Annotated in this window: 20 protein-coding genes; 10 read left to right on the top strand and 10 right to left on the bottom strand. The window is 46.8% G+C overall.

Annotated features, from left to right (window positions below; translation table 11 throughout):
* The first annotated feature begins 964 nt into the window (after window positions 1-964).
* From FVR03_RS24720 to FVR03_RS10020, 4 genes are all read left to right on the top strand, one after another.
* Window positions 965-1276: a transposase gene (locus FVR03_RS24720; RefSeq protein WP_222707203.1), complete on the top strand. Its 312-nt coding sequence runs from the start codon at window positions 965-967 to the stop codon at window positions 1274-1276.
* 1 nt (window position 1277) lies between these two features.
* Window positions 1278-1646, top strand: a complete 369-nt coding sequence (locus FVR03_RS24715; RefSeq protein WP_222707202.1) for a hypothetical protein — start codon at window positions 1278-1280, stop codon at window positions 1644-1646.
* Complete coding sequence (locus FVR03_RS24710) at window positions 1640-2224, top strand: hypothetical protein (protein ID WP_222707201.1); 585 nt, start codon at window positions 1640-1642, stop codon at window positions 2222-2224. The genes FVR03_RS24715 and FVR03_RS24710 overlap by 7 nt, the downstream gene beginning before the upstream one ends.
* Window positions 2225-2339: 115 nt before the next feature.
* The gene (locus FVR03_RS10020; RefSeq protein ID WP_147921613.1) at window positions 2340-2990 is read left to right on the top strand and encodes an HD domain-containing protein; all 651 of its coding nucleotides are present in this window, start codon (window positions 2340-2342) and stop codon (window positions 2988-2990) included.
* Window positions 2991-3127: 137 nt separating this feature from the next.
* On the opposite strand, the gene FVR03_RS10015 is transcribed toward FVR03_RS10020, so the two are convergent.
* Window positions 3128-3715 (bottom strand): DUF4136 domain-containing protein, encoded by a 588-nt coding sequence (locus tag FVR03_RS10015; RefSeq protein WP_147921612.1) that lies wholly within the window; start codon window positions 3713-3715, stop codon window positions 3128-3130.
* Window positions 3716-4127: 412 nt separating this feature from the next.
* On the opposite strand from FVR03_RS10015, the gene FVR03_RS10010 reads away from it, so the two are divergent.
* The 3 genes from FVR03_RS10010 (at window position 4128) to FVR03_RS10000 (ending at window position 7447) form a co-directional block, all read left to right on the top strand.
* Window positions 4128-4973 carry a DUF1206 domain-containing protein gene (locus FVR03_RS10010; protein ID WP_147921611.1) on the top strand — a complete coding sequence of 282 codons (846 nt, stop codon included), beginning with the start codon at window positions 4128-4130 and terminating at the stop codon, window positions 4971-4973.
* A 629-nt stretch (window positions 4974-5602) separates the two neighbouring features.
* Window positions 5603-6967 (top strand): sigma-54-dependent transcriptional regulator, encoded by a 1365-nt coding sequence (locus tag FVR03_RS10005; RefSeq protein ID WP_147921610.1) that lies wholly within the window; start codon window positions 5603-5605, stop codon window positions 6965-6967.
* Window positions 6968-7066: 99 nt separating this feature from the next.
* Entirely contained in the window at window positions 7067-7447 is a 381-nt protein-coding gene (locus FVR03_RS10000) for an Hpt domain-containing protein (RefSeq protein WP_147921609.1), read from the top strand.
* Between the two features lie 1058 nt (window positions 7448-8505).
* Here FVR03_RS10000 and FVR03_RS09995 read toward each other — a convergent pair.
* From FVR03_RS09995 to FVR03_RS09985, 3 genes are all read right to left on the bottom strand, one after another.
* Entirely contained in the window at window positions 8506-8937 is a 432-nt protein-coding gene (locus tag FVR03_RS09995) for a helix-turn-helix domain-containing protein (protein WP_147921608.1), read from the bottom strand.
* 746 nt (window positions 8938-9683) lie between these two features.
* The gene (locus tag FVR03_RS09990; RefSeq protein ID WP_187270107.1) at window positions 9684-10247 is read right to left on the bottom strand and encodes a plastocyanin/azurin family copper-binding protein; all 564 of its coding nucleotides are present in this window, start codon (window positions 10245-10247) and stop codon (window positions 9684-9686) included.
* On the bottom strand, window positions 10231-11949 hold the full coding sequence (locus tag FVR03_RS09985) for a L,D-transpeptidase family protein (protein WP_147921606.1): 1719 nt from the start codon (window positions 11947-11949) through the stop codon (window positions 10231-10233). The genes FVR03_RS09990 and FVR03_RS09985 overlap by 17 nt, the downstream gene beginning before the upstream one ends.
* An 822-nt stretch (window positions 11950-12771) precedes the next feature.
* Between FVR03_RS09985 and FVR03_RS09980 the strand changes: the two genes are divergently transcribed.
* The 3 genes from FVR03_RS09980 to FVR03_RS09970 all read left to right on the top strand — a co-directional run bounded on the left by FVR03_RS09980 (window position 12772) and on the right by FVR03_RS09970 (window position 16144).
* A complete protein-coding gene (locus FVR03_RS09980; protein WP_255474155.1) occupies window positions 12772-14568 on the top strand; it encodes a M1 family metallopeptidase in 1797 nt (598 codons plus the stop codon).
* A gap of 376 nt (window positions 14569-14944) precedes the next feature.
* The gene (locus tag FVR03_RS09975; protein WP_147921604.1) at window positions 14945-15691 is read left to right on the top strand and encodes an EcsC family protein; all 747 of its coding nucleotides are present in this window, start codon (window positions 14945-14947) and stop codon (window positions 15689-15691) included.
* Between the two features lie 174 nt (window positions 15692-15865).
* Entirely contained in the window at window positions 15866-16144 is a 279-nt protein-coding gene (locus FVR03_RS09970; RefSeq protein WP_147921603.1) for a GNAT family N-acetyltransferase, read from the top strand.
* Window positions 16145-16470: 326 nt separating this feature from the next.
* On the opposite strand, the gene FVR03_RS09965 is transcribed toward FVR03_RS09970, so the two are convergent.
* The 6 genes from FVR03_RS09965 to FVR03_RS09940 all read right to left on the bottom strand — a co-directional run.
* Window positions 16471-17208 (bottom strand): MbnP family protein, encoded by a 738-nt coding sequence (locus FVR03_RS09965; protein WP_147921602.1) that lies wholly within the window; start codon window positions 17206-17208, stop codon window positions 16471-16473.
* Between the two features lie 113 nt (window positions 17209-17321).
* Window positions 17322-18428, bottom strand: a complete 1107-nt coding sequence (locus FVR03_RS09960; RefSeq protein WP_147921601.1) for a cytochrome-c peroxidase — start codon at window positions 18426-18428, stop codon at window positions 17322-17324.
* Between the two features lie 86 nt (window positions 18429-18514).
* Window positions 18515-19591, bottom strand: a complete 1077-nt coding sequence (locus FVR03_RS09955) for a cytochrome-c peroxidase (RefSeq protein WP_147921600.1) — start codon at window positions 19589-19591, stop codon at window positions 18515-18517.
* A 418-nt stretch (window positions 19592-20009) separates the two neighbouring features.
* The gene (locus tag FVR03_RS09950) at window positions 20010-20759 is read right to left on the bottom strand and encodes a metallophosphoesterase family protein (RefSeq protein WP_147921599.1); all 750 of its coding nucleotides are present in this window, start codon (window positions 20757-20759) and stop codon (window positions 20010-20012) included.
* A gap of 4 nt (window positions 20760-20763) precedes the next feature.
* Window positions 20764-21525, bottom strand: coding sequence for a nucleotidyltransferase (locus tag FVR03_RS09945; protein ID WP_147921598.1), 762 nt, complete (start codon window positions 21523-21525; stop codon window positions 20764-20766).
* A 524-nt stretch (window positions 21526-22049) separates the two neighbouring features.
* The coding region (locus tag FVR03_RS09940; RefSeq protein ID WP_255474154.1) for a glycoside hydrolase family 2 TIM barrel-domain containing protein at window positions 22050-23385 on the bottom strand (1336 nt) is incomplete at its 5' end.

The raw sequence follows: 23385 nt of genomic DNA, 5'->3' as shown, positions 1-23385 counted from the left end.
CCGTTGCTGACAACTGTATTCCTTAATTCTTTAGATGTACAATTTACTATACTACAGTACAAAATAAATAAGTGAGGCGCAAAAACTTGTTATGGAGTAGGACCAAAATGACAAGTTATGTACGCTCACGTATTAGATAAATTTGCGGAATTAGCTCAAGTTTGTAAACGCTCCCAGTTATAGAATACGCTTTTGATGGTTGCACTGTTACTGGAAGAAAAAACAGTTAATTTATGGTCGCTGAAAGGCACTGTAGGCAAGCTTTTGGGCAAAATCGTCACAGACGCTCGATCGCACTACCAAGGGCTAAAGCTATGGCTATGGTCTTTCAGGAACGACAAGAGCATTTGGATGGGTATGTTGCAGGCATACTATGAGCCTGCTGGAGACAAAGAGCCTGCACCTGATTCTGGAAATGGGGCGGCCGCAAGTATCATTTCCTTACCCTGAGCGTGCTTTGTCAGGGGGTGAGTATTCCTCTTTGGTGGCAGGACCTCAAGAAGCTTGGCATCTCCACTGAAGAGCTCGAAATCGATGCCCCCTGCCAGCTTGCTTCTCCAGCGTGTCGCCCACTGTACTTAGCTTGCTTCACCGAAAGTCCTCGTCAAAGAGACCTAGGGGTTTATGCCGTTAAAAGCTTTTCTTTATTTCTCTGCCTATAGTAGCTACAAATAAAATACCTCTCCAAGTAAGAATCAAGTAGTTGAGTTTTTAGAAGTGCCCTTAATTATAACACATGCTTAACCATTTATCCTCCCCATATTTACGGTTTAGGTGCTACAGGTTCTTTATAATAACATGTATCTTTATATAAAGGCAAGAATTCTATTATAAACTGTTAGCTCGACTTTAGCATTTTCTATACGAAAATAGAACTCACCAAGAAAGGGCATAGTTAAGATGTGACTAAACAAACTTATGCCATGTTTACCCTCCCTGATGAGTTCGTTAGTTTGATAATAGGATGTTCCGGCTTGTTTTCCAAACCGGTCTTTGTCCATGCCCGGCGTCTTTTGGCAGGGCCATCTTAGTTCCTGGCAAACGAACCGTTACCTCTTTTCTACGGGTACTGGGGCTGAGCGGAGAGACCAAGTTTCACGATTACCAACGGGTGCTGAGCCTGGTCAGGCGGTGTGCCTTGGAAGGAGACCGTATTCTGCTGGGCCAGCTGCTTGATGCTTTCCTGGCAGAGGGTCGTGTAGTAGTGGGGATAGACGAGACGGTGGAGCGAAGGTGGGGTAGTAAGATAAAAAAGAGAGGTCATCTATCGAGATAGTGTGCGCAGCAGCCACTCGCACTTTCTCAAGCGCATCGGCCTTCGGTGGGTAAGCCTGATGCTGCTGATGCCCATGAATTGGGCCGGGCGGGTTTGGGCGCTGCCTTTTCTGACGCTGCTGGCCCTGAGTAAGCGCTATGCCCAAGAAGCCGGGAAGCGGTACAAGAAAATCACCGACTGGGCCCGCCAGATGCTCCTGCAGTTAAAGCGCTGGCTTCCCAATAGGCAAGTAATAGCCGTGGGAGATAGTTCTTATACTGTATTGGATTGGATGCAGCACTTTATGAGTCTGCTCCGGCCCGAGTGCCGGGCAAACCGGGGCGCAATAGAAAAAAGAGAGAAAGGCAGCCCACCCTGCAGCAGGTGTTAAAGAGTACTGCTACAAAATGGCGGAAGGTGACGCTGACCAACTGGTATGGCCATAGTCAGAAAGAAATGGAGATAGCCACGGCGACAGCTCTCTGGTACCACAGAGGAAAGCCAGTGGTGCCTCTAAAATGGGTGCTGCTGCGCGACCCGGAAGGGAAGCTGGCCCCGGTGGCCCTGCTTTCTACCGACCTGGAATTACCGGCAGAGATGGTAGTCGTCTACTTCGCCAGAAGATGGTCACTGGAAGTAAAGTTGGAGGAGACACAGGCACACCTGGGCGTGGAGACGCAACGGCAGTGGTCAGAGAAAGCTGTTGAACGTACTACACCGGTGCTGCTGGGTCTTTTCTCTATCGTCAAGCTACTGGCTGAGAGGGTGCATCAACAAGGAATGCTGCTGGAAGATGAGGCGACATGGTATAAAAAAGAGAAGCCTACTTTCAGGGATGCGGTTGCCGCTGTCAGAAGGCTTCTATGGCAGAAAATTGATTTTTCAACCTCTGATATACACACAGAGATGGTGAAAATACCACAACCCTTGCTACACCAGTTTCAGCATAGGCTGGCTAATGCTGCTTAATGCTAAAGTCGAGCTTAGAACCGGTCGGTTTTTTTCTCTCCATTACGCTATCCTTTGAAACTAAGAAATCAAATGCCTTAACTTTACGTTTCATTTCTGCAAACACATTACAATAATGCCGCACACCCCCCTCATCCAAACAACCGCCAACCACATCCAATCCCTCCTATCCGGCGAAGGCTCCGGCCACGACTGGTGGCATGTGTATCGCGTTTGGCAGAATGCCAAAGCCATTGCCAATAACGAGCAGGCCGACCTGTTTATTGTAGAACTCGCGGCTTTGCTGCACGATATCGCCGACCACAAATTCCATAACGGCGACGACACAGCAGGCCCCAGAGCAGCCAGAGCCTGGCTCGAATCGCTTCAGGTAGAGGAACCTACTATTCAACATATCTGCCTCATCATTAAAGAAATATCTTATAAAGGAGCAGGCACCAGTTCAGCCATGAGCACACTTGAAGGACGGATTGTGCAGGATGCTGACCGCCTGGATGCCATTGGGGCAATCGGGATAGGCCGCGCTTTTGCTTTTGGTGGCCACAAAGGGCGCGAAATGTATAACCCGGATATAAAGCCGGTGCTGCACGAAAACTTTGAAGCTTATAAAACAGCCTCTGCTCCTACTATCAACCACTTTTACGAAAAGCTGCTGCTCCTGAAAGACCGGATGCATACCAAAACAGCAAAAGCAATGGCGGAAGAGCGGCACCAGTTTATGGAAGCTTTTCTGAAGCAGTTCTACCACGAATGGGATGGGTTGTAATTTTAAAGATCTGGAAATAAAGGCGAACAGATACTAAATATTGCTTTGTAAACAATCAGCAACTCTCAACTAAAAACAGATGAAACTGCTTCCAGAGGGGCTAGTAAATCATATTTTCAATATTTCTAATTTTGAATTTACCGAAACTCCTTCGCCAGAATTGCCTCTACCTGCCGATGAATTTTCTTATAGCCGGCGTTGAAGTTACTGATGGCTCCCTCTGTCCAGCCTCTCCAGAGCAACTGACTGGAAGCCGGGTCAACTAAATCTATGATAAAGGTCCCTTGCTTAAATAAGTCAACGGCACGATAACCTGGAATTCCGGCGCTTTGGTAATTGTACCGATAACCTGCCATATGCGCATAGCTGTAGCCAAAGCCATCCGCAAAGTTTGCCGCAATATCCTTCTCCTTCGGCACCGACACACTTACATCGTAAGCTACCAATACATCCGGGTTACCCGAGGTTTTGCGTAAACCTTTCTTTTGCAGTTCCTCTTCAATGGCTTTCCTGATATGTTCGTCTAATCCTTTATCGAAGTCCTTTATAAAATCAGGATCCTGCTGCGGTTGTTCCTGGTACCAACTGTAGGTGGTATAGCGGCCTGGTTGTGGTCCGGAGGCGGTAATAGCATGGGTTGTAGTAATGCCGGAGGTAGCCACACAGCCTGATAAAAGGAAGATACACAAAGCAGCCTGCAGCCACGGGAGGATACGTTTTTTCATAGTGATAGTAGCAGATGTAAGAGAAGTAACCTTGCTTCAAAATAGCCTGAACAGCCATACTTCCAAAGTTAAATAAGATCCTGAAAAGAAGCTGCTTCTGAAGCCATTTTTCTGAAACGAAAAAAGTAGCGGGCCGTTTACCACATACCTTTTCATCCATACTAAACCTTAAGGATTATTATTACAACCAATTATTCAAATAAAAACAGCCTTCCAAAGGAAAAAAGGAGTTTTTGTGCCAAGGGTAAACTAGGTCAGCTAAGTGTATAGAAACAAAGAAATTAAAAGTTAAAGCCTTATTCTGAAGCTATAAATCTCCGAGGCCTATACGTAGGTAGTGTAAAACTATATTTACTTTTTAATTGAGATTAGAGTGTTTAATCACCATTCATACAGCTGATTATCTGAAACTATGAACATAGCTAACATGGCGCAAAGACTGCCTTCGCCGCAGCCTGCATGGGTTATCCGGTTTGCCCGACTAGGACTGGCTGCCAAAGGCGTAGTATACTGCCTGGTAGGCATACTGGCCTTTATGGCTGCCTTTGAGTTGGGCGATAGCAGCGATCAGCAGGCAGGAAAGCAGGATGTGTTCAGGTTTATACTGAAGCAGCCGTTCGGAAAAGCGCTGCTGGCAGTGGTGGTGGTCGGTATGCTCTGCTATACCCTCTGGCGCCTTATACAGGCCATAAAAGACACCGACAACAGAGGCTCTGATGCCAAAGGGCTAGGCTCCCGCATTGGCTATGCCTCCAGCGGCGTGGTGTACGGCTCCTTTGCATTTTATGCGGCCAAGTTGGTTATTGGCTCCGGCGGTGGCAGTGGTCAGGGCGAAGACTCCAGGCAAACGCTGGCCCGCGAACTTTTGTCGCAGCCCTTTGGCCAGTGGCTGGCAGGAGCCGTCGCCTTAGGCATGATGGGCATGGGCATCTACCAGTTTTACCGCGCATTTTCCGGCAGCTACAAGAAAAAAATAAAAGAAAGCGAAATACGGCAGGAAGTAAAGGGCTTGTTGGTAAGGGCCGGCAAAGTGGGTTATGTTGCGCGAGGCGTGGTGTGGCTCATCATCGGCTACATGTTTCTGCGAGCGGCTTTGGAGGCTAACTCCCGCGAGGCCGGAGGCAGCCAAAGTGCCTTCCAGTTCCTGGAAAGTTCGGCTTATGGATCTTTTTTACTTGGTGCTGTAGCACTAGGCCTGCTCTGCTACGGTGTTTTTATGTTTGTGAGAGCAAAATACGAAATCATTAAAGCAGCCTAAACATTATAGGCTAACTGAATTCAATCTAGTGCAAAACATACCTTAGAGGACATCTAATTTAAACTTATTATTTCAGGAGTTTTGGCGCAGCCGTAACTTGCGGAATAAGGAAACAAGTTTTGAACTTGCGAAGTATGAATAGCAGGTAATTTATGGCAGTTTAAACCTTATTGGCAGACTAAATCGTTAGCTGCGCATCTTTAAAATTGCGGCAGGATTACACTTATTTGTTCGGAACGCCTGCATGTATCCCCCTTCAAAGGTATCTACTCAAATTATTTAAATGATTTAGGCCTTCAGAAGAGTTTTCATCAAATTCTATCCAAGGGTCAGTTTTTGTACACTGGCTACTAAACCACGTAACCAGCTTAAACTGGAATTTTATGGCCGAAACAGCCAACAAAATTTCTCTTAAAACGAACAATCAAGCAGAAACACTTACCATTTAACTTCCTCTTTCTGTAGAGCTTTCTGAAAGCCTCTCCAGGAAAGGCATCCTTATAGCCCAGTACTCAGGCCAGAGATAGCTTTCATTACAATTCAAAAAGTTTCCAATTAAAATGTTGTTTTAACACAACTAAATTATAGTAACTTTGATGTTTGAGAAATGTTAGTGCTTGCAGGCCTTCATGAAAAATACGACCTTTAAAATCTTTATTCTTGACGATGATATCTGGTACAGCGATCTTTTAGAGTACCACTTATCGCTGAACCCCGATTACGAGATCCGGAAATTTCATGCGGCTAAAGATTGCCTGGCTGCCCTGCACGAACGCCCCGATGCCCTTACCCTCGATTATAGCTTGCCCGATAAAAATGGCTCGGAGGTCCTAAAACAGATAAAAGAGCAGAGCCCGGATACGCAGGTGGTGGTAATATCTGGTCAGGAGGATGTGGCTACCGCTGTAGACTTGCTTAAAAAAGGCGCTTACGATTACATTGTAAAAGACGAAGACACACCCGAAAGACTCTGGAACACCATCCAAAAAATTCGGGAAAATGCCTCGCTCCGCGAAGAAATAAAGCAGCTACGCGAAGAGATTGGACAGAAATACGATTTCGGCAATGTTATAATCGGCAACAGCGAAGCCATAAAGCGCCTGTTTGCCATGATGGACAAAGCTGCCAAAACCAACATAACCGTATCTATTACCGGCGAAACAGGAACTGGTAAGGAGCTGGTTGCAAAAGCCATTCATTACAACAGCCCGCGCAAAAAGCAGCCTTATGTGGCCGTTAACGTGGCCGCTATTCCGAAAGAACTTATCGAAAGCGAACTTTTTGGGCACGAGAAAGGTGCTTTTACTGGTGCCATGGCCCGTCGGCTCGGTAAGTTTGAAGAAGCTAACAAAGGCACCATTTTTCTGGATGAAATCGGGGAGTTCGACATTAGCCTGCAGGCAAAGTTGCTCCGCGTGCTTCAGGAAAAGGAAATTGCCCGTGTTGGCGGCAACTCCATTGTGCCCGTAGATGTTCGGATAATTGTCGCTACGCATAAAAACCTGGCAGAAGAAGTAAGAAAAGGAACCTTTCGGGAAGATTTGTACTACAGATTACTGGGCCTGCCACTTAACCTGCCACCTCTACGGGAGCGTGGCGGCGACATTCTGGTGCTTGCCAAACATTTTATCGAAGGCTTTGCCAAAGAAAACGGGCTTGGTCGCAAAAAGCTGTCATCGGAGGCACAGGAAAAGCTTCTCTCCTATTCCTTCCCGGGTAACGTGCGGGAACTAAAGGCGGTGGTAGAACTGGCTGTGGTGCTGTCTGATGATGAGGCCATACAGGAGTACCACATTAACTTCCAGGCCAACAGCAATTCCGACAAAGATTTTCTGACAAGGGAGCGATCGCTGAAAGATTACAACAAAGATATTATACAGCATTATCTTGATAAATACGATTATAATGTTATTCTTGTAGCCGATAAACTGGACATCGGAAAATCAACGGTTTACCGCATGATTCAGAACAAGGAGCTCTATGTTAAAATGTAGAATAACAGCCTGCATTTCAAAATTTTATAATCAAAAACATAACCAATAGTTTAACAAGTATTTTACAGCCTCGCCTTACAACATCAATCGTTTACGTTTATGACTGCGCCTTCGACTTTAGCCACTCTCCCTCAGCCGCTTTACGACCTGACCATGATTCATAAAATGTCGCGCGGCAACGAAGCATTTCTGAGAAGAACGAAGCAACTGTTTGTGGACACGGTGCCGCAGACTCTGCAAGAAATACAGAGTAGTTTCGATACAGCTGACTGGTCGACAGTAAGTGCCTCGGCACATAAGCTTAAAGCCACCATCGATGCCCTGCGTATAGAATCGCTGAAAACAATCATCAGGCAGGTGGAGCAGGACGCAAAAGAACAAACCAACCTGCACCTGATGGGTAGCAACCTGGAACTGATCGTGGCTGTAATGAGCCAGGTAACCGACAGCTTTAAAGAAGAACTGGCAGCTGCTGTTTAAGCCTGTTTAGATAACCTCGTTAATGAAGCACTAGCTTTACTATGCAGGCGGCACATAATAGCCGCAACACCCTTACTACTGCAAAATACTGGAAGCCAACAATAAATAAGCTCAGCTAAGTAGGCACAAGGGCCAAAAAGTCGACAACTCCAAAAGGAAAAAATATATACTGAAAGGACTTGGGAGAAGAATAAATTCGAAGGAGGTACTCTACGGTAAAAATGATTGCAAAAAACCACTCCAGCACCCTGAAGTAATTTTAATAGTCGCGGTGCAAGGCCACCACACTCTCCAGCGTTACCACCAGCACGCTAAGCAGGACCAGCAACAGCACATCGAATTACCCTGCCTCCCGGAGTCTCTACCTCAAAAATGACCTGGTATATCTGGCGTTGCAGCAATGTCCTTGGTTTTAATTTCGAAGGAAATTAGAGGTGTAAGGCAGTGGTTAGGCTATTATCTTTTGTACTTGCAATTAATTAACCGATGTTACGCACTAGCGATATACAATTAAATTTTATTTTCCGAATCCAACAAATTATTTTGCTGGCGGTGTAGCTGAGGCTTGTAGTGCAAATCCCAGTTCTTGGGTTGAGCGCCTTTGCAGGTTTCCGGTGCCGCAGGCAGCCTGAGCGAGAGCGAGCCTAAAAGGGGCCCTGCACCCCTGACAGGAAAATGCAGCAGCGCGATGCCTAAGAACGAGGCCCGCTAATATAGGGCTCCTTCCCCAGCCGTGAGCGCTAAGACTTCTACAATGCAACAGTAAAGCCTAAGGCACCGGAAGAAACTATTACCAAATGCATTAGAACCAACTTAAAAGAGACTTCCTGATAAATGTTCGTAATATCAGTTATTAACCTAACCCTTGAATATAACGAAGCTAAATTCCTTTGGAAGACCATTTTAATTAGAATAATTTCCAGTAGCGCAATAAGTGATGACAATCTGAAACGTAAAGGTTCAGGTTACAGAAACCAGGAAACTACCTGCACCGAATCACGCTTCCACATCCAGCGGCACTATACAAAGTTTAAAAGCTTCAGAACTTCCTGCAGCCTTTACCCTGGCATATAAGCTTCGAAAGTTTTGTCGCTGTAGAAGTATACGATTCGCTCTAATGTTTTAGAAGCTTGTGCTGCAGCAGGTTGAACGTTAGGCACCACTTTCCCAGATGGTATATTTTCAAGAGAAGGAGAAGCTCTTGGAATAGTGTCGATTAGATTTTCGGCCTCCGCAGCTGCTTTTTCGGAGTTAGATGATGTTATTTGGCTGCTAAAATTTTTAGCATACATGCTGCCTTCACCTAATAATAGCCACTCCGTATTCACATCCCGGTGCACAGATAAGATTTTCACCATCACATCAAGACTAGGCTTATTCCGACCGCTTAGTATATGACTTACTACTGCCCGAGGCACATCCACGCCATCTGCCAGCTGTGTAGAAGTCAAACCTTTAGCCTCCATTAGTTCTTTAATTCTGTCTATCATAACGGCCTGGTAGTGTAAGTAGAAATGTAACACATGGCCCAAGGTATTTACATTTGAACTAATTTACAAATCCATTATAGTAAAAGGTAAACTAAACAAGAAGTTTAATTTATGTTCGTATAAATCAGTTTATGAATGAGTTAATTACCAGCGAAATTAAACGCACCTGCAACTGTTTACAAATGTAAATACAATTGTAAACAGTTGCAGGTTATATATCTAAGGTTTATAAATGGGTACATGAAAGACCCTTTTTTGCATGCTTTACAAGCTACAAATCGGTTGTTAAAGCAGGCTTTATTCTGTTCTCTGCCATAATGACATAAAGCAAAGATGCGAATGTGGATAAGTCGAGTTATCCACATATCCTTCAAAATCATGGTTTTAAAGCGGTACAGGTGTAGCTGAAGTAGATATAACAATCATAATATAGGGGCTCCTGCATACATCTTCCACAGAAAAAGCAGTAGTACTATGACATATTTTGCCAGTTAACTAGAAAATAAGATTATTCTAATATCACAAAATAGATAAGAGGAAAATTTTGCTCCCTGCAGCACACAGTAACTCCCTGAAAGGCAAGCTCTGTCAGCTGGCAACTTTAACTGGCTAGGAAGATGCTGGCTATAGGAAAGAATGAATTTGGGAGAGTTTTTAAGAATAGCGTGAGTCCGCGAAACAAAAAAAAGAGGCATATAACAAACGTTACATGCCTCTTAAGATGACTTATTGCTCAAAGAGAAAGCTTATTTTACAAGCAGCACCCCCTTCATAAATTTGTAATGCTCCGGATAAGTGCAGACATAGTCGTACTGTCCCGGCTCCTTGGGCACTTGAAATTCCAGCACTACGGTTTGCCCGGGTAAAGCCAGAGGAGATGCTGCTAATACCCGCAGTGTATCATCAGGAACATAGTTGCCAGGTGCACCTACTTTTGCACCTGCTAAGGCTACTTCTGTAGATTTTCCGGCCCTGGTAAAAACGATATTATGAATCATGGATTGCTCTGAACCTTCGTTTACAAGCGAAATCTTTAACAGCTCTCCTGCTTTTGCTTCTATGGTATCGGTGTCGTAGTGCTTACCTGTCTTTTCATCGCCTACCGTCCTGATGGTAACTTCTACCACTGGCTGCATGGCTTTTTTGTTACCAACCTCTTCTGTTCGGGCTGTGTCATTGTTGAGGGCAGCCGATTCCAGGCTATTCTTTTCCTCTCCGGAGCCAGAAGAACAAGCAGTAAGCGCCAAAGCTACACCGGCAGCCACAAATGAGAACATGGCACTACCTTTCGCCTTAGCTGAATAACTCATTCTCCAGTTTTTTGTCATGCCCGTAAATGTCCTCTCTGAAGTGCACATTACCATTCTCGTCGACCCAGCTGGTGAAGTACACCAGGTATACCTGTACCTTTTTAGGAAGCGTAACCCAGGTTTCCTCTCCATTTTCGATGGTTTCCTGAATTTTGCTCTCATTCCACTCTGGCATATCCTGCAGCAGGTAGGTGGCCAGGTTCATCGGTTTTTCTACCCGAACGCACCCGTGGCTAAAGCCCCGCGATGTCTGGTTAAACAGCTGTCCGGTTGGTGTATCGTGCAAATAAACTGCATATTCGTTCGGAAACAGGAACTTAATGGTGCCTAAGGCATTTCGCGGCCCCGGCTTCTGCCGTACCATATACGGGAAATCTTTCTCCGTCACGTTTTCCCAATCAATAGACGACGCTTCAATTAGCTTAGGATCTTTTTCCTTTGTCACAATCTCCATGTTCTGCGCCTCCAGGTAGCCTTGGTTACGCAGCATGGCAGGTTTTATTTCGTTGGCTACAATGCTGTTAGGCACATTCCAGTACGGCGCCACCACCACGTACTCCAGCTTATCACTGAAAATCGGAGTTGAGTGCATGGTCTTTCCTACAATTACGCGCATCTCCATCGTTTTCTTGTACTTGCGCTCCGCCTCCGGGTCATTATCCGGGTCTTCGTAGATGTACAACTTATATTCCGGAATGTTCACCCAGATAAATTTCTGGTCCATGCTTTTAGGTACAAGTCTTTTGGGTATCCAGCGCCAGCGCTCCATGTTTACCATAATCTGATCTATACGGCTCTCTACAGGCACATTTAGCGTCTCAAGGGTTTTGCCGCCTACTACACCGTCCGGCTCCAGGCCATGTAGCTGCTGAAATGTTTTTACCTGCTGCTCGAGCTTCTCATCGTAGAGCCGCTGGTTCGGGTCGTTTGCATTGGCGGTCATTTCCGGGTTTAGCCGTTTCCGGAGCGAAAGCACTGCCTGCGCCGTATCGCCTCTCTTAATTGATTTCAGGTTGCCAAGCTCCACCTTCTGCCAACCGCCCTGCTGTTGCAGTGCTCTATACTTCTGCAGCACGTTGCGCAGCTGCACATAGCCATCGTGTAGCGCTTCGAACTCATAATAAGGGTAAGTACTCTCCCGCTCCTTTAAAATCGTCTGGAGGACCTTATGGAGCTTTATATTGTTCTGCTTCACGTTCCAGTCCAGCTTCGTTTCACCGGCCGGGTCGAGGCGGCCGGTGTAGAAGTCGGAGGCGTATTTAAAATAAGTAGCCGATAAGGCCAGGTCGATCTGCTTTTGCAGCTCCACGCGCGCGGTATCCTTGCTTTTCATTTCGTTGAACCTGCTGATCATACCACTCAGATCCACGAGCTTATAGTTGGCCGGGTCCAGGCCTTCTTTACTCGATTGATTGATGGTCTCCAGAAATTTCTCTGTTTCGGGTACTAACTTGTCGTCGCGGAACCAGGCCAGGCGGTAGTCGCGCTCGCCATAAAACAGGAACATCAGGTCTGCATGCTCTTTCAGGACAGGTTTCTGATTCATAAAGTTTAAAACATACACACTATCGGTGTGAATCTGGTCTTTATCTGCGCTGCCTGCCTGCCCGTCTCGGGAGCCAGTGTTACAACCAAAGGCAAGCAGCAGGCAAGCCGCTCCTAAGGCATAGGTTATTCGGGTGATTAAGTAAGCTGGGTTCATTTGTTTCTTTAAGTTTTGTAGTATTCCCTCCCGGGCTCCTCCTTAGGGTTTAACCTTCTAAAAGCAGTAGAAAATAGCCCGATGTACTGTCATCAGGAGATCATTTGCCAAAGGGCTGGAAGGGAATTAATGTTCATTGTACTTCATTCTAAGTAAAAATGTTATGGCAGCCCTATCCTCTGTTATGATTCAGGAGAAGCTGGTTCAACAGATAATTTCCACCTCTTCTATTTTACATAATTAAAGCACTAATTAATTATCAGATGTGGTCGCTACTTCATCATTCTTCCGAAGGTAGCTCTTGCAGCTCCTGGGCTTGGCGTTGGGGAGAGCTGCTGCTACCTTTCCCTCAGACGCTTGCAATAGCTGCGCATGCTGCAAGGTCTTGGGCGCTCCCTTTTCTAAAAATTACATACTGTATGGTTAGCCTGAATTACCGGAGCTACAAACTTTGCCAGGGCTTTAGCAATTTTTCTAATGAAATGGCCCTTCCAAAGCGCTTTTGATCAAAAGACCTCAAGGGTTAGTCAATCGGGTACAATGCTACTACCTCACCTTATATTTACTCACAATAATCTATAAGTAACCATTTTGCAAAATCACTTTTAAAGTTCTACTGGAATACATCTAAACGCACCGCTACCTTTCCTGCACATTTCCTCCAGAGCTGTAGTTGCCCCGATAGGCATAAAAAACCTAACTTACCACCGGAACTACTTTTCGTACATGAAAACTTATCACACCTTATTCATTGGATTGAGCCTTGCCGGAGCCTTACAACTGGCTTCCTGCAACAGCAAGTCTTCAAAAGAGAATCAGACTATGAAAACTGAGAACGAAATCGGGAGAGAATCTATCGATGTGCATAGCTTTGCCCGCCCAACCGAGGCCGTAGCAAAACACCTGGACCTTGATATTGCCGTTAACTTTGATCAGAAGATTATCTCCGGGCGTGCCACTTACCAGATAGAGAACCTGACGCAGACGGATCAGATTGTATTCGATGCTAAAGGACTGCAAATTGAAAAGGTGTTTCTGGGCGACAGTCTCACCGAAACTAACTTTAGGCTAGGCAAGGAAGAAAAGTTTCTGGGCCAGCCCCTGCTCATCGACATCCGGCCTGAAACAAAATCGGTTACAATACAATACCGCACTACGCCAGAAGCTGCTGCCTTACAATGGCTGACCCCACAGCAGACCGCCGGTAAAAAGCACCCTTTCCTCTTCACGCAATCGCAAGCCATACTGGCCCGCACCTGGATCCCGATTCAGGACAGCCCCGGCATCCGGATTACTTACAGCGCCACTATTAAAGTGCCCAAAGAGCTGCTGGCCGTTATGAGTGCCGAAAATCCGCAGGAAAAGAACAACACCGGCGAATACAAGTTTTTTATGCGCCAGCCGATTCCGTCTTACCTAATGGCTCTTTCTGTGGGCGATCTGGTATTTGAGCCAATCGGCGAAAAAACAGGTATTTATGCCGAACCTGCCACCATTAAAGCGGCAGCCTACGAGTTTGCCGAAATGGACCAGATGCTGACTGCAGCAGAGAGTTTGTATGGCCGCTACCGCTGGGACCGTTACGACCTGCTGGTGCTGCCGCCTTCTTTCCCGTTTGGTGGCATGGAGAACCCGCGCTTAACGTTTGTGACTCCTACTGTTTTAGCGAAAGACCGCTCCCTAACCAGCCTGATTGCCCATGAACTTGCCCACAGCTGGAGCGGGAACCTGGTAACCAACGGCACCTGGAACGATTTCTGGCTGAACGAAGGCTTTACTGTTTATTTTGAGCGCCGCATTATGGAGGAGCTCTACGGAAAGGAATACGCTGACATGCTACAGGTACTCGGCTTTCAGGACTTGCAGCACACCCTCGATGATATGGAGAAGAAGGACGATACCCGCCTGAAGCTGGACCTGGAAGGCCGTGACCCGGACGATGGTTTAACTGAAATAGCCTACGAAAAAGGAAATGCTTTTCTGCTCAACATCGAGAAAACGGTTGGCCGCGAGCGGTTCGATCAGTTCCTGAACAAATACTTTCAGACCTTCGCCTTTAAGAGCACCAACACAGATCGTTTCCTGGAGTTTCTGCGCACAGAACTTATAAAAGGCGATGAGCAGATTGCTGGAAAAATTAACATAGATGGCTGGGTTTACTCGCCTGGTCTGCCGGAGGAGCATGTAGTACCCTCCTCTGCGCGCTTTGCACAAGTAGAGCAGACGTATAAGTCCTGGGAAGGCGGCACTCCTGCTACTGCCTTAACCACCAAAGACTGGTCGAGCCATGAGTGGCTGCACTTTATCAGAATGATGCCGGAAAAATTAACGCAGCAGCAACTGACAGAACTAGACAAGGCGTTTGGTTTTACCAACTCCGGTAACTCCGAAGTACTGGCCGCCTGGTTTTTGCATGCCATCCGGAATAACTACACCGCCGCCGATCAGGCCCTGGATAACTTCCTGACGACAGTAGGTCGCCGCAAGTTTTTGGTACCGCTCTACAAAGAACTTCTGAAAACACCGCAAGGCAAGAAAAAAGCCCAGGCCATTTACGCCAAAGCACGACCTAACTACCACGCCGTTTCGACTGGCACCATAGACGAGATGCTGAAATGAAACTTTTAAACCTCCTGAGCATAGCAGCCCCGCCAGTTATAGGCCGGGCTGCTATGCTCAGGAGGTTTAAACTTAACCTATAGGCAGCCCCTTGACAATTTTGGGCAGAATTTGCTTCTGAAGGTCATTTTCATTAGAATAATCGGTGGTTGCTGGTTGTTAGTTGGATGGATTGCTACATGGTTTAAGTGTTATGTTGAAGCTGAGGTACAGTTATCTTTTCTAAAAAGGTAAATAAACAGTTCTGATTTCAGCGCTTCACCTCTAAACGATTCTTTCATGAGCTGGTAGCCATAGAGGCAGCGGAAGTTTTATATTGTTTTTTTGAAGGCTTCCATGGCAAAGGCAGGAGCAGTACCTTAAATTCTCGAACCCCATGACACCCTATGAAGAAATGATGTTGCAGGAGCTACAAAGCTGGCAACACGAGATGCTGCAGGAGCCATCGTTGGCGAGTATAATGGCCCGGAAGGTGCAGCACAAGCTCAACAGCTATATTCCGGAGAAAATACACCAGGCCGTAACTGCTGCTGTAAAACAAATGATTCGGGCAGTGCTTTTCGGTGCAGAAAAAACCACGCAACAGCCTTTCCTGCACATAACCATGGAGCTGAAAGAGGCTGTTATTCGGGAACGGATTGATTTTTATAAGAAAGCCGCCGCTGCAGAGGGTGGCGTTACCGGCGTGGGCGGCATCTTGCTGGGGCTGGCCGATTTCCCGTTGCTGCTGAGCCTGAAGCTAAAGATGCTGTTCGATATTGCCACCTATTACGGTTACGATGTGCAGGATTACCGCGAACGGATTTATTTGCTCTACATTTTCCAGCTGGCCTTTAGCAGCCAGGAGCAACGCCGTGGCGTGTACCTGAAAATGGTGAACTGGGAAGAACAAAAGCATTTTCTCCCCTCCGACATCCATCAATTCGACTGGCGAAACTTCCAGCAGGAATACCGCGACTACATCGATATTCCGAAGCTGGCCCAGATGATTCCGATTGTGGGTGCCCCCATTGGTGCCGTGGTGAATTACCGCCTGCTGCAGAAACTCGGCACCACCGCCATGAATGCCTACCGCCTGCGCTGGCACGACGAAGATAAACGGCTGAATGCACCATCATCCTGAAGCTCCTGATCAGGCAGACAGACCTACTTGAAGAACTAAATTATTCAAATCAAAACAGCCTTCAGAAGGCAAATAAGGCTTTTAGAGGCCAAGGGTTGCAGCGCTGGCAGCTACTTCGATAGAACTCCTGCCACCTGAAACCGTACATCTACAGCAACTCTAAAAGCAATTACCATGACTGTTATACATGATGAAGACGACCTGCGGTTTTATGCCGATTTAGATGGCGAAGAAGCAGAACTTACCTACACCTACCCTGAAGATACTCTTGTAGACTTTGATCATACGTTTGTGCCAAAAAAGGACCGCGGCCAGGGCATTGCAGACGAGCTGGTGAAATCGGGGCTGGAGTTTGTGAAAAGCAAAAACTACAAATTCATTCCGTCTTGCCCTGTGGTAGAGGCTTTTGTAAAACGCCACCCCGAATACAACTCTTACATGGAAGAGGTGTAGTAGCCTGGTTGCTACCACCTTAAACACAAACCGGGGCTGCCATATCTGGTCAGCCTCGCTTTGTGTTTAATAACTGATGTTACTCACTACTGCCCTTTACAAAGCAACTGCATTTGTAGCACACCCAAAGACTATGGCTGGCCCAGTAACAGTAGTTAATAGCACAAATCCCAGTTCTTGGGTTGAGCGCTAAGACCTCTACTAATAAAACAATAATGCTTAAGGGCACCGGAAAAAGCAGCAGCTAAGAGAGTTGGGAAAAAGCTTAGACATACCTCTTAAGTAAATGTGCGTAACATCAGTTAATAAAAGTGCCTATTAGAATGCTATTGCACGGCCACCACTTTTAAAAAGCCCTGTGCATAATTGGCAGCAATCAGGCTGGGAGAAGAGCCATGTCCGGAGGAGTTCATTGTATCGAAATCGATCAGGTTTGGCCCTTGAAAGAGCTGGTTTACATCGGTTTGCAGTTGCAGCTGCTTGGTACCGTCCTGCTGTAGGTTGAGAGGCTGAGGCAAGTCTAAAGTCAGGGTACGGTAATTGGTGTCGCCTCCGATATGAAACACCAGGCCTCCGCTCTTGGTTTGGCCGGTATAGGTACCTACCAGGCTTACAAATTTATAGCCGGTGTCCCAGTCCCACACCATGTCGTTGCTGGGGTCCAGGTCTCCCTGGTGATCGATGCGGTGATTCAACTCTTCGTCAATGCCAATAGCTAGCACCAGTTTCTCATACGTTCCAACAGGCACTTCCTTTAACTCGAAAGAAACTTTGCCGCCTTGCGCCATCAGGTGGTAACTTTCTGGCTCCACATAAACCTTCTCTCCTGCTGCTCCTACCAGCTGCACATTGCTGATGTAGTACTTAAAATTGCTCACCCGGTAGCTGTCGCCGGCAGGGCTGGTATAGGCTACTTCATCTAGCTGCAGCGGCTCGGTGCCTACCACATGGCTAAAGTTCACCTGTACACTGGCTGCTGCTTCCGGCTCTTCTTTTTTGTCGTTACACGCAGAAATAAGGGCTATGAAAAGGACAAAACACAGTAATCGAAAAGGAATGGTCATGTGAATCATGGTTGAATAGGTGAACAGAATCTTATTTACAGAGCACAGTAGCAGCTTTACATCATAATAAAGGAAATCAGCATTTAATTGTGCAGCTAAAAGTGCCGTTGAGCTTATTTAAAAGGATCGGAGAAATTAGGGTTTGTTATAAAACTGGAATCGGTGAGGGCATGCAGAAAAGCGATAATTTTCCGTTTCTCCTCTTCTGTAATCAGCAACGTTTTACCGTTTACCTCGTTCGATGCCTCTGTTATGAGCGGATCAATACCAGGGCTGTCGTAGCGCATGTGGTCGTTGTAATGGTCCAGCACTTCTTCCAGCGTTTTAAAACGGCCGTCGTGCATGTACGGTGCGGTTAAGGCAATGTTCCGTAACGATGGTGCTTTAAATATGCCTTCGTGGCGCGGATTACCCGTTACAGCGCCCAGGCCTTTATCAGCAAAAGTAACATCGAGGCCATTGTTATGAAATGTTTTGAGCGAGATGAGGGTACCGCCATGACAATCGCCGCAGTTACCGCCGCGCAGGCTGATGCTTGGCTCCGGGTGGGTCATGAACAGTTCCATGCCCTCCTCTTCGAACACCGATAGCTTTTTAGTACCCATCATGTGCTGGTCGTAGCGGGAATTGGCCGATACCAGCGTTCGCTGAAACTGCGCCAGTGCTTTTAATATATTCTGTTCTGTGATGGTAGCGGAGCCAAAGGCCTTTTCGAACATGCCGGGGTAACGCGTAGTGGCCTGGAGTTCATGCACTGCCTCTGCCAGGTTCTGGTTCATCTCTATATGGTTCTCGATTGGCCCTCTTGCCTGCTCCTCCAGCACAAAAGCGCTTCCGTCCCAGTTAAAGCGGTTAAACCAGGCAAGGTTAGCAATTGACATGGTGTTTCGGGTGTGTGCCAGCCCAAGCTCACCAATGGCCAGTGCTTTTCCGTCGGTAAAGGCTTTTTCCTGCATATGGCAGCTGCCACACGACATGGTGTTGTTGCCGCTCAGCCGTTTTTCGTAAAATAGGTGCCGCCCCAGTTCAATGCCCTCTACCGTTAGCGGGTTGTCGGGGGGCATGTTCTCAATTCTGGGAAAGATACTGGGCCGCACCAATTCAAAGGGAGTGGGATGTGTGGGAGTAGTAGGTTCTGGTTCTTCCTTAGCCTCAGGAGAGCAGGAAAAAAGAGCAGCCAGCAGCACACTCAGATAAATGCTATGTAATTTTTTATTCATGTGTTCTCCTCCTCCCTTACGTAACGCTGTAGCCTGGCAACTGGTATATATGCTTGTTTAAACATAAGAAAATTGGGCAAACTTTTTTAATCAACAAAGGGAGAAGCAAATTTTTTGTCTTGAATAAACTCATCATCCGTCAGCGTTTCCAGAAAGGCAAGTATAGCTTTTTTTTCTGAAGGGGTTAGCGTTAGGCCCGTTTCGCGTGTAGCTGTGTTCTTAAAAGCTGCATCTAAGGTTGGCGACTGCTGCACACCTTTCGTGTAATGCTCCAGCACCTCCTCTATTGTTTTGAACCGTCCGTCGTGCATATAAGGTGCCGTTAGCAGAATGTTGCGTAGCGTAGGTGTTTTAAATTTACCTACATCAGCGGGGTTGTGCGTAATGCGGAAGCGGCCCTGGTAAATTCTTTCAAAATCGTCGCGGCTGAAATCTGAATCGAGTCCATTGTTGTGGTAGTGGTTATCGGTGAATAAGGGAGCTGTGTGGCAGCTGCCGCACTTCTGCTCTACCACGTGTAGCCCCTGAAGTTCCAGATCGGATAACTGGCCACCGGGCTCCTGCCGCATATACTTGTCGTAGCGGGAGTTGGCGGAGACAAGGGTTCGTTGAAACTGCGCCAGCGCCCTCCCAATGTAAGCTGATTTAATATCGTCGTTAAAGACCTCCCTGAATTTATCGACATAGGCGGGCACTGCCTGAAGTTCGCTTACCAGTTCCTGCAGGTTCTGGTTCATTTCGTCAGGAGCTGTTATAGGTCCAAAAGCTTGAGATTCCAGGTTTTTGGAGCCGCCATCCCAAAACAAGCCTTCCATCCAGGCCATGTTGGCCAGCCCAGGTGAGTGCCGCAACAACTGCTCCCCGGTTGCCCCGCGTTTACTTGAACTATGCCCATCGGTAAAAGCAAGCTCCTGGTGGTGGCAGCTGGCACAGGACAGCTGGTTATTGCCCGATAACCTCTTGTCATAAAACAACATACGACCCAGCTCTACACCTTCTTCTGAAAGTGGATTATACGCAGAATACTCCGGCAACGGAAAGTTGGCAGGCACCTGTAAGTCGTACCGCTTCGCCCGGACTTGCTCCTCTGGCTCCTGCTGCGGTGTGCAGGCAACCAGGAGCAACGCCACCCAAAGCCACTTACCAATACTACCTACCGACATGCCAGTTTCAACTTAGAGCAAATACATTTTAAGCAGGCAACTGCCACAGTACCTGCCCTTCAGCCTGTACCTGCCAGGTAAACCCTTTTATAAAGAACGCTGGTAGCGGCTAAAAAAACAAATTCCGGGCGGCACCTGTTCGTCAGGTACAGCCCGGAACTGCTGTAGGTAAAGGCAAATGCTAACTGACCCTTGACTCTTTTTAAACAAGAAAGCTTCTGAAGGCCCTTTTCATTCGAATAATTTGCGCCAACTATAATCAGCGTCAAAAATCAGCGCCTCTACTTTACAAATTTGCTCGACATCAGGATAATTAAATATCAGTCTTATGTCTTGTATTTGAGGTCCTGTAAAAGGTGGTTGTGTCGTTGCAAACTACGTTAGGTTTTACGAAGTCTTATAGCTAAGGCTGGTGGCCTTAAACTTCTAACAGGTAAAAACAAGGATCATAACCTTCCTGTATCAGCACTGGTTTTGAAACATTAAAAACTTTAACGCCATAAGAAGTTTCGCTCTCCAGGCTGCCGATGTGCGCATGCCCATGAAAGGCAGCAATAACACCTCGCCTGTTCAGAGGTTCTGCCAAACGCGACGAACCTAAAAAAGGAAAGATCTGCTCCGGCTCGCCCACAACAGTTGCTTTTATTGGCGCGTAATGCAGCAGCACAATTTTCTTCAGGTCGTTGTAGTCGCTATCGAGGCGGGCGAGGGCACCATCCAGCTTCAGCGATTCGTCTACCGCCTCCTGCACAAAGGCTTTCATCATGGGTTCTCCGAACATCGAGAGCATGCCTTTATCGAAACCGCCTCCAAAACCTTTTACACCGGCAAAACCGACATCGCCTATCACCACACTCGAACCATCCAGAATATGAACATCTTCACTGATAAGGGCTTTCCTGATAGCTTCCTGTTCATCTTTATCGTAGTCGTGGTTGCCGAGCACTCCAATTACAGGTATTGAACAGGCTTTCAGTTCTTTGGCCAGAATTTCTGCTTCGGCTTCCCGGCCTGTGTCGGTCAGGTCGCCGCAAAGCAGTAGCACATCAGCCTGCGACGATACCTCTTTAAAGAAGTCGGTCCATTTACCAGCGTCTGTTTCACGCACATGTATGTCGCCAATGGCAGCGATCCGGGTTTTGGTTTCTTGTTTTTTTTGTTTCTCCATAGTGTTAAACTGATCTCATGGTTACTACCTTATAGTCCCATTCGGTGCTATCGGTTGCGTATTGTGTCTGATCAATTAAAGGTCCGCGGCAAACACGCTCCAGCGAGGTAGGCATATCGAACTGCTCCTGCGCCCGTTTCAGCAGCTCATCGAACAGCCAGCGCGGAATAATATCTCTGTCGGAGGGGTAAACGAACTGGAAGTTCAGGAACTGCGCCAACAGTAGTTGCCAATGCTGCTCCAGGTGCAGCCAGAGCCGTTTCCAGTCAATTTTGTCGCCGTACCGCAGCATTACGTGGTTTATATCGGAGCCATCGTAACGCTCCCGGTTCTGCACATAAATTTTGCACCAGATAAGTTCTTCTGGTGCCATGTACAGCACGGGCAAACCCCATACCTCGCCTTTTACCGCATGCTCAAACCAGGTATCGTCTACGGCACATAAACCTCCCGGATTACTGAAGATGATGTCGATGAAGTGCTCCCCTTTCTTGACTTTCGCCAGCCAGCGTGCGTCGGTCACTTCGAGTTCGTAGCCATTTTCGGCAAGCGTTTTTAAAATGCGCGGATAGTCGCCAGACTTGCAGAAAATATCGAGGTCTTTGGTATCTCTGAAAATACCGGTATATTCTTTATGAGCAAATCCACCACCCACCAGGTACGGTACCCCTGAGGTATTTAATATTTCTAAGGCTTCTTTATAAAATGCCTCTGCAGCTATTTGCTTTTCAGTAGGTTTTTTCGTTTTATTATTATTTTTTCCCATTTCGCTTCTGTTCCATACATACTTATCCTTCAGCACTTGCAGTTAAGTGTTTTGATGTGATGCTACAACTAAAACTGAAATTAATTGCGAGTTGAAGTAGAAGCATTTACTGCCAAATTCTTAATTTGGTTATACTGTGGCTCCTGAAGGCAGTATTTTTAAAGAAGAATTTTCTGAACTAACAGAAGTTAAAAGGTTTATCTATAGCTGTTTCTTCAAGTTTGTTTAGAGCTTCGCTAATGCAGGGTTAATTATCCGAAATGGTTAATTAAACTATACATTTTTAATTCGGCTGATATTAGTTTGTTACTCTAACAGAGGCCTCTCTATACAGCGCCTAACATTTTAGGCGCTGTATAGAGAGGCTGCACCTAACACTTGGCGATAATATATTAATTGCAGCTGGCTGCCATTACCTTTTAGCTTTTCACTAGTTTTTAAACAGGAATTATTCAAATAAAAATGCCCTTCAGAAGCCAAAAGACCTTTTTTTTACCAAGGGTACGAAGAGATTTTCTTCCAGATTACTTCCTGACATAGAAAGGTACATTGGCTGTGGCGAGGTTTCCTTTGCCATCGTAGACGTAAACAAACAGCCTGTAAGCTCCTTCTTTTGTGGGAGCAGTAAGCGTTGGCTTGTGCGCTTCGGCCAGGTTTAACAATCCAGGCAGTGGCGTTGGCTTTACCTGCTTATCGCTGTTGCCGTCTTTCTTCTCCGACTCAGGCAGCACTTCCCAGTGCAGTTGAAGCGAATCGCCATCATGGTCGAATGTATTTACTTTAGCCACATACGGCTGGCCAGGCTCCAGGTAAATGTTGTCTTCGGCATATTTGTTATCGAGCATGAGTGGGGCAATATACGGGGCAGCGTTCACCGGCTCCTGCCCTGACCAGATTTTCCTTACCAGATGCACCGATTCTGTCTCCTCGCCCTGCTCCGACATCATACTGAACCAGGTTGGGGTAGTTTCCTGCTTGTTGCCCCACATAAATACATAAGAGCCCAGGCAACGAATGGTATCCACTTCGATGGCACGTTTGTAGCGTTGCAAGGTATAAGCTGCCTTCTCGGTACTGGTTTGTTCTATCGGTGCCAGCCATTCGGTAGTAAAGGCTTCCCAGTAACCACGTGGTCCAAACTCCGACACAATGTAAGGTCCTTTCCAGCTACTTTTGTAAAGCTCCTCGTGCAGGTTATGCATGGCGGCAAAAGAGTTGATAGAGAGTACATCAAGAGCAGGGGCTTTTTCTACTATTAAATCGATTACTTTATGCGGAACGTTCATGACAGTTGTGGTGGTGGGGTGGTTCGGGTCTACTTCATGAATCATCTCCGCAATCAGGTTAACAGCATCCCACACTTTAACATTGGAGCTTTCGGCATACAACTCATTTCCTACGCCCCACATTAGCAGTGCCGGGTGGTCTTTAAATTTTAGCACCACCTCTCTGAGCGACTCCACCTGCCTGATCACTTCTTTTTTATCGTAGTAGTTAAAGCCGTCGCGCTCTCTGGCCACCCATAGCCCCAACGAAACGGTTAAGCCCAGTGCATGCGCCTCGTCCAGTATTTGCTGCGCATTGTCGGCATGCCATACTCTTATAGAATTACCACCGTAAGCCTGTACCCTATCGTAATGTTCATAACCAGCGGCCCCTTTAATGTAATAAGGCTCACCGTTTCGGTACAGTGTAAACTGCCCCTCGTGCTCCACAATCTCGACTTTTCTGCCCATGCTGGTATATTTGGTCTCGGGCATATCGGTTTGGCCGCAGCTACATAGAATAAGATAGGAGTTACGCATAGTTATAAATGAATTCCCGCTGCACCTGGAGAAAAAGCTTCCTCTGGAGGGCATA

It is taken from the genome of Pontibacter qinzhouensis, from assembly GCF_008017455.1.
Lineage (GTDB): Bacteria > Bacteroidota > Bacteroidia > Cytophagales > Hymenobacteraceae > Pontibacter > Pontibacter qinzhouensis.
The sequence above is the reverse complement of the archived record's forward strand: the minus strand, read 5'-3'. Positions and strand labels throughout refer to the sequence as shown.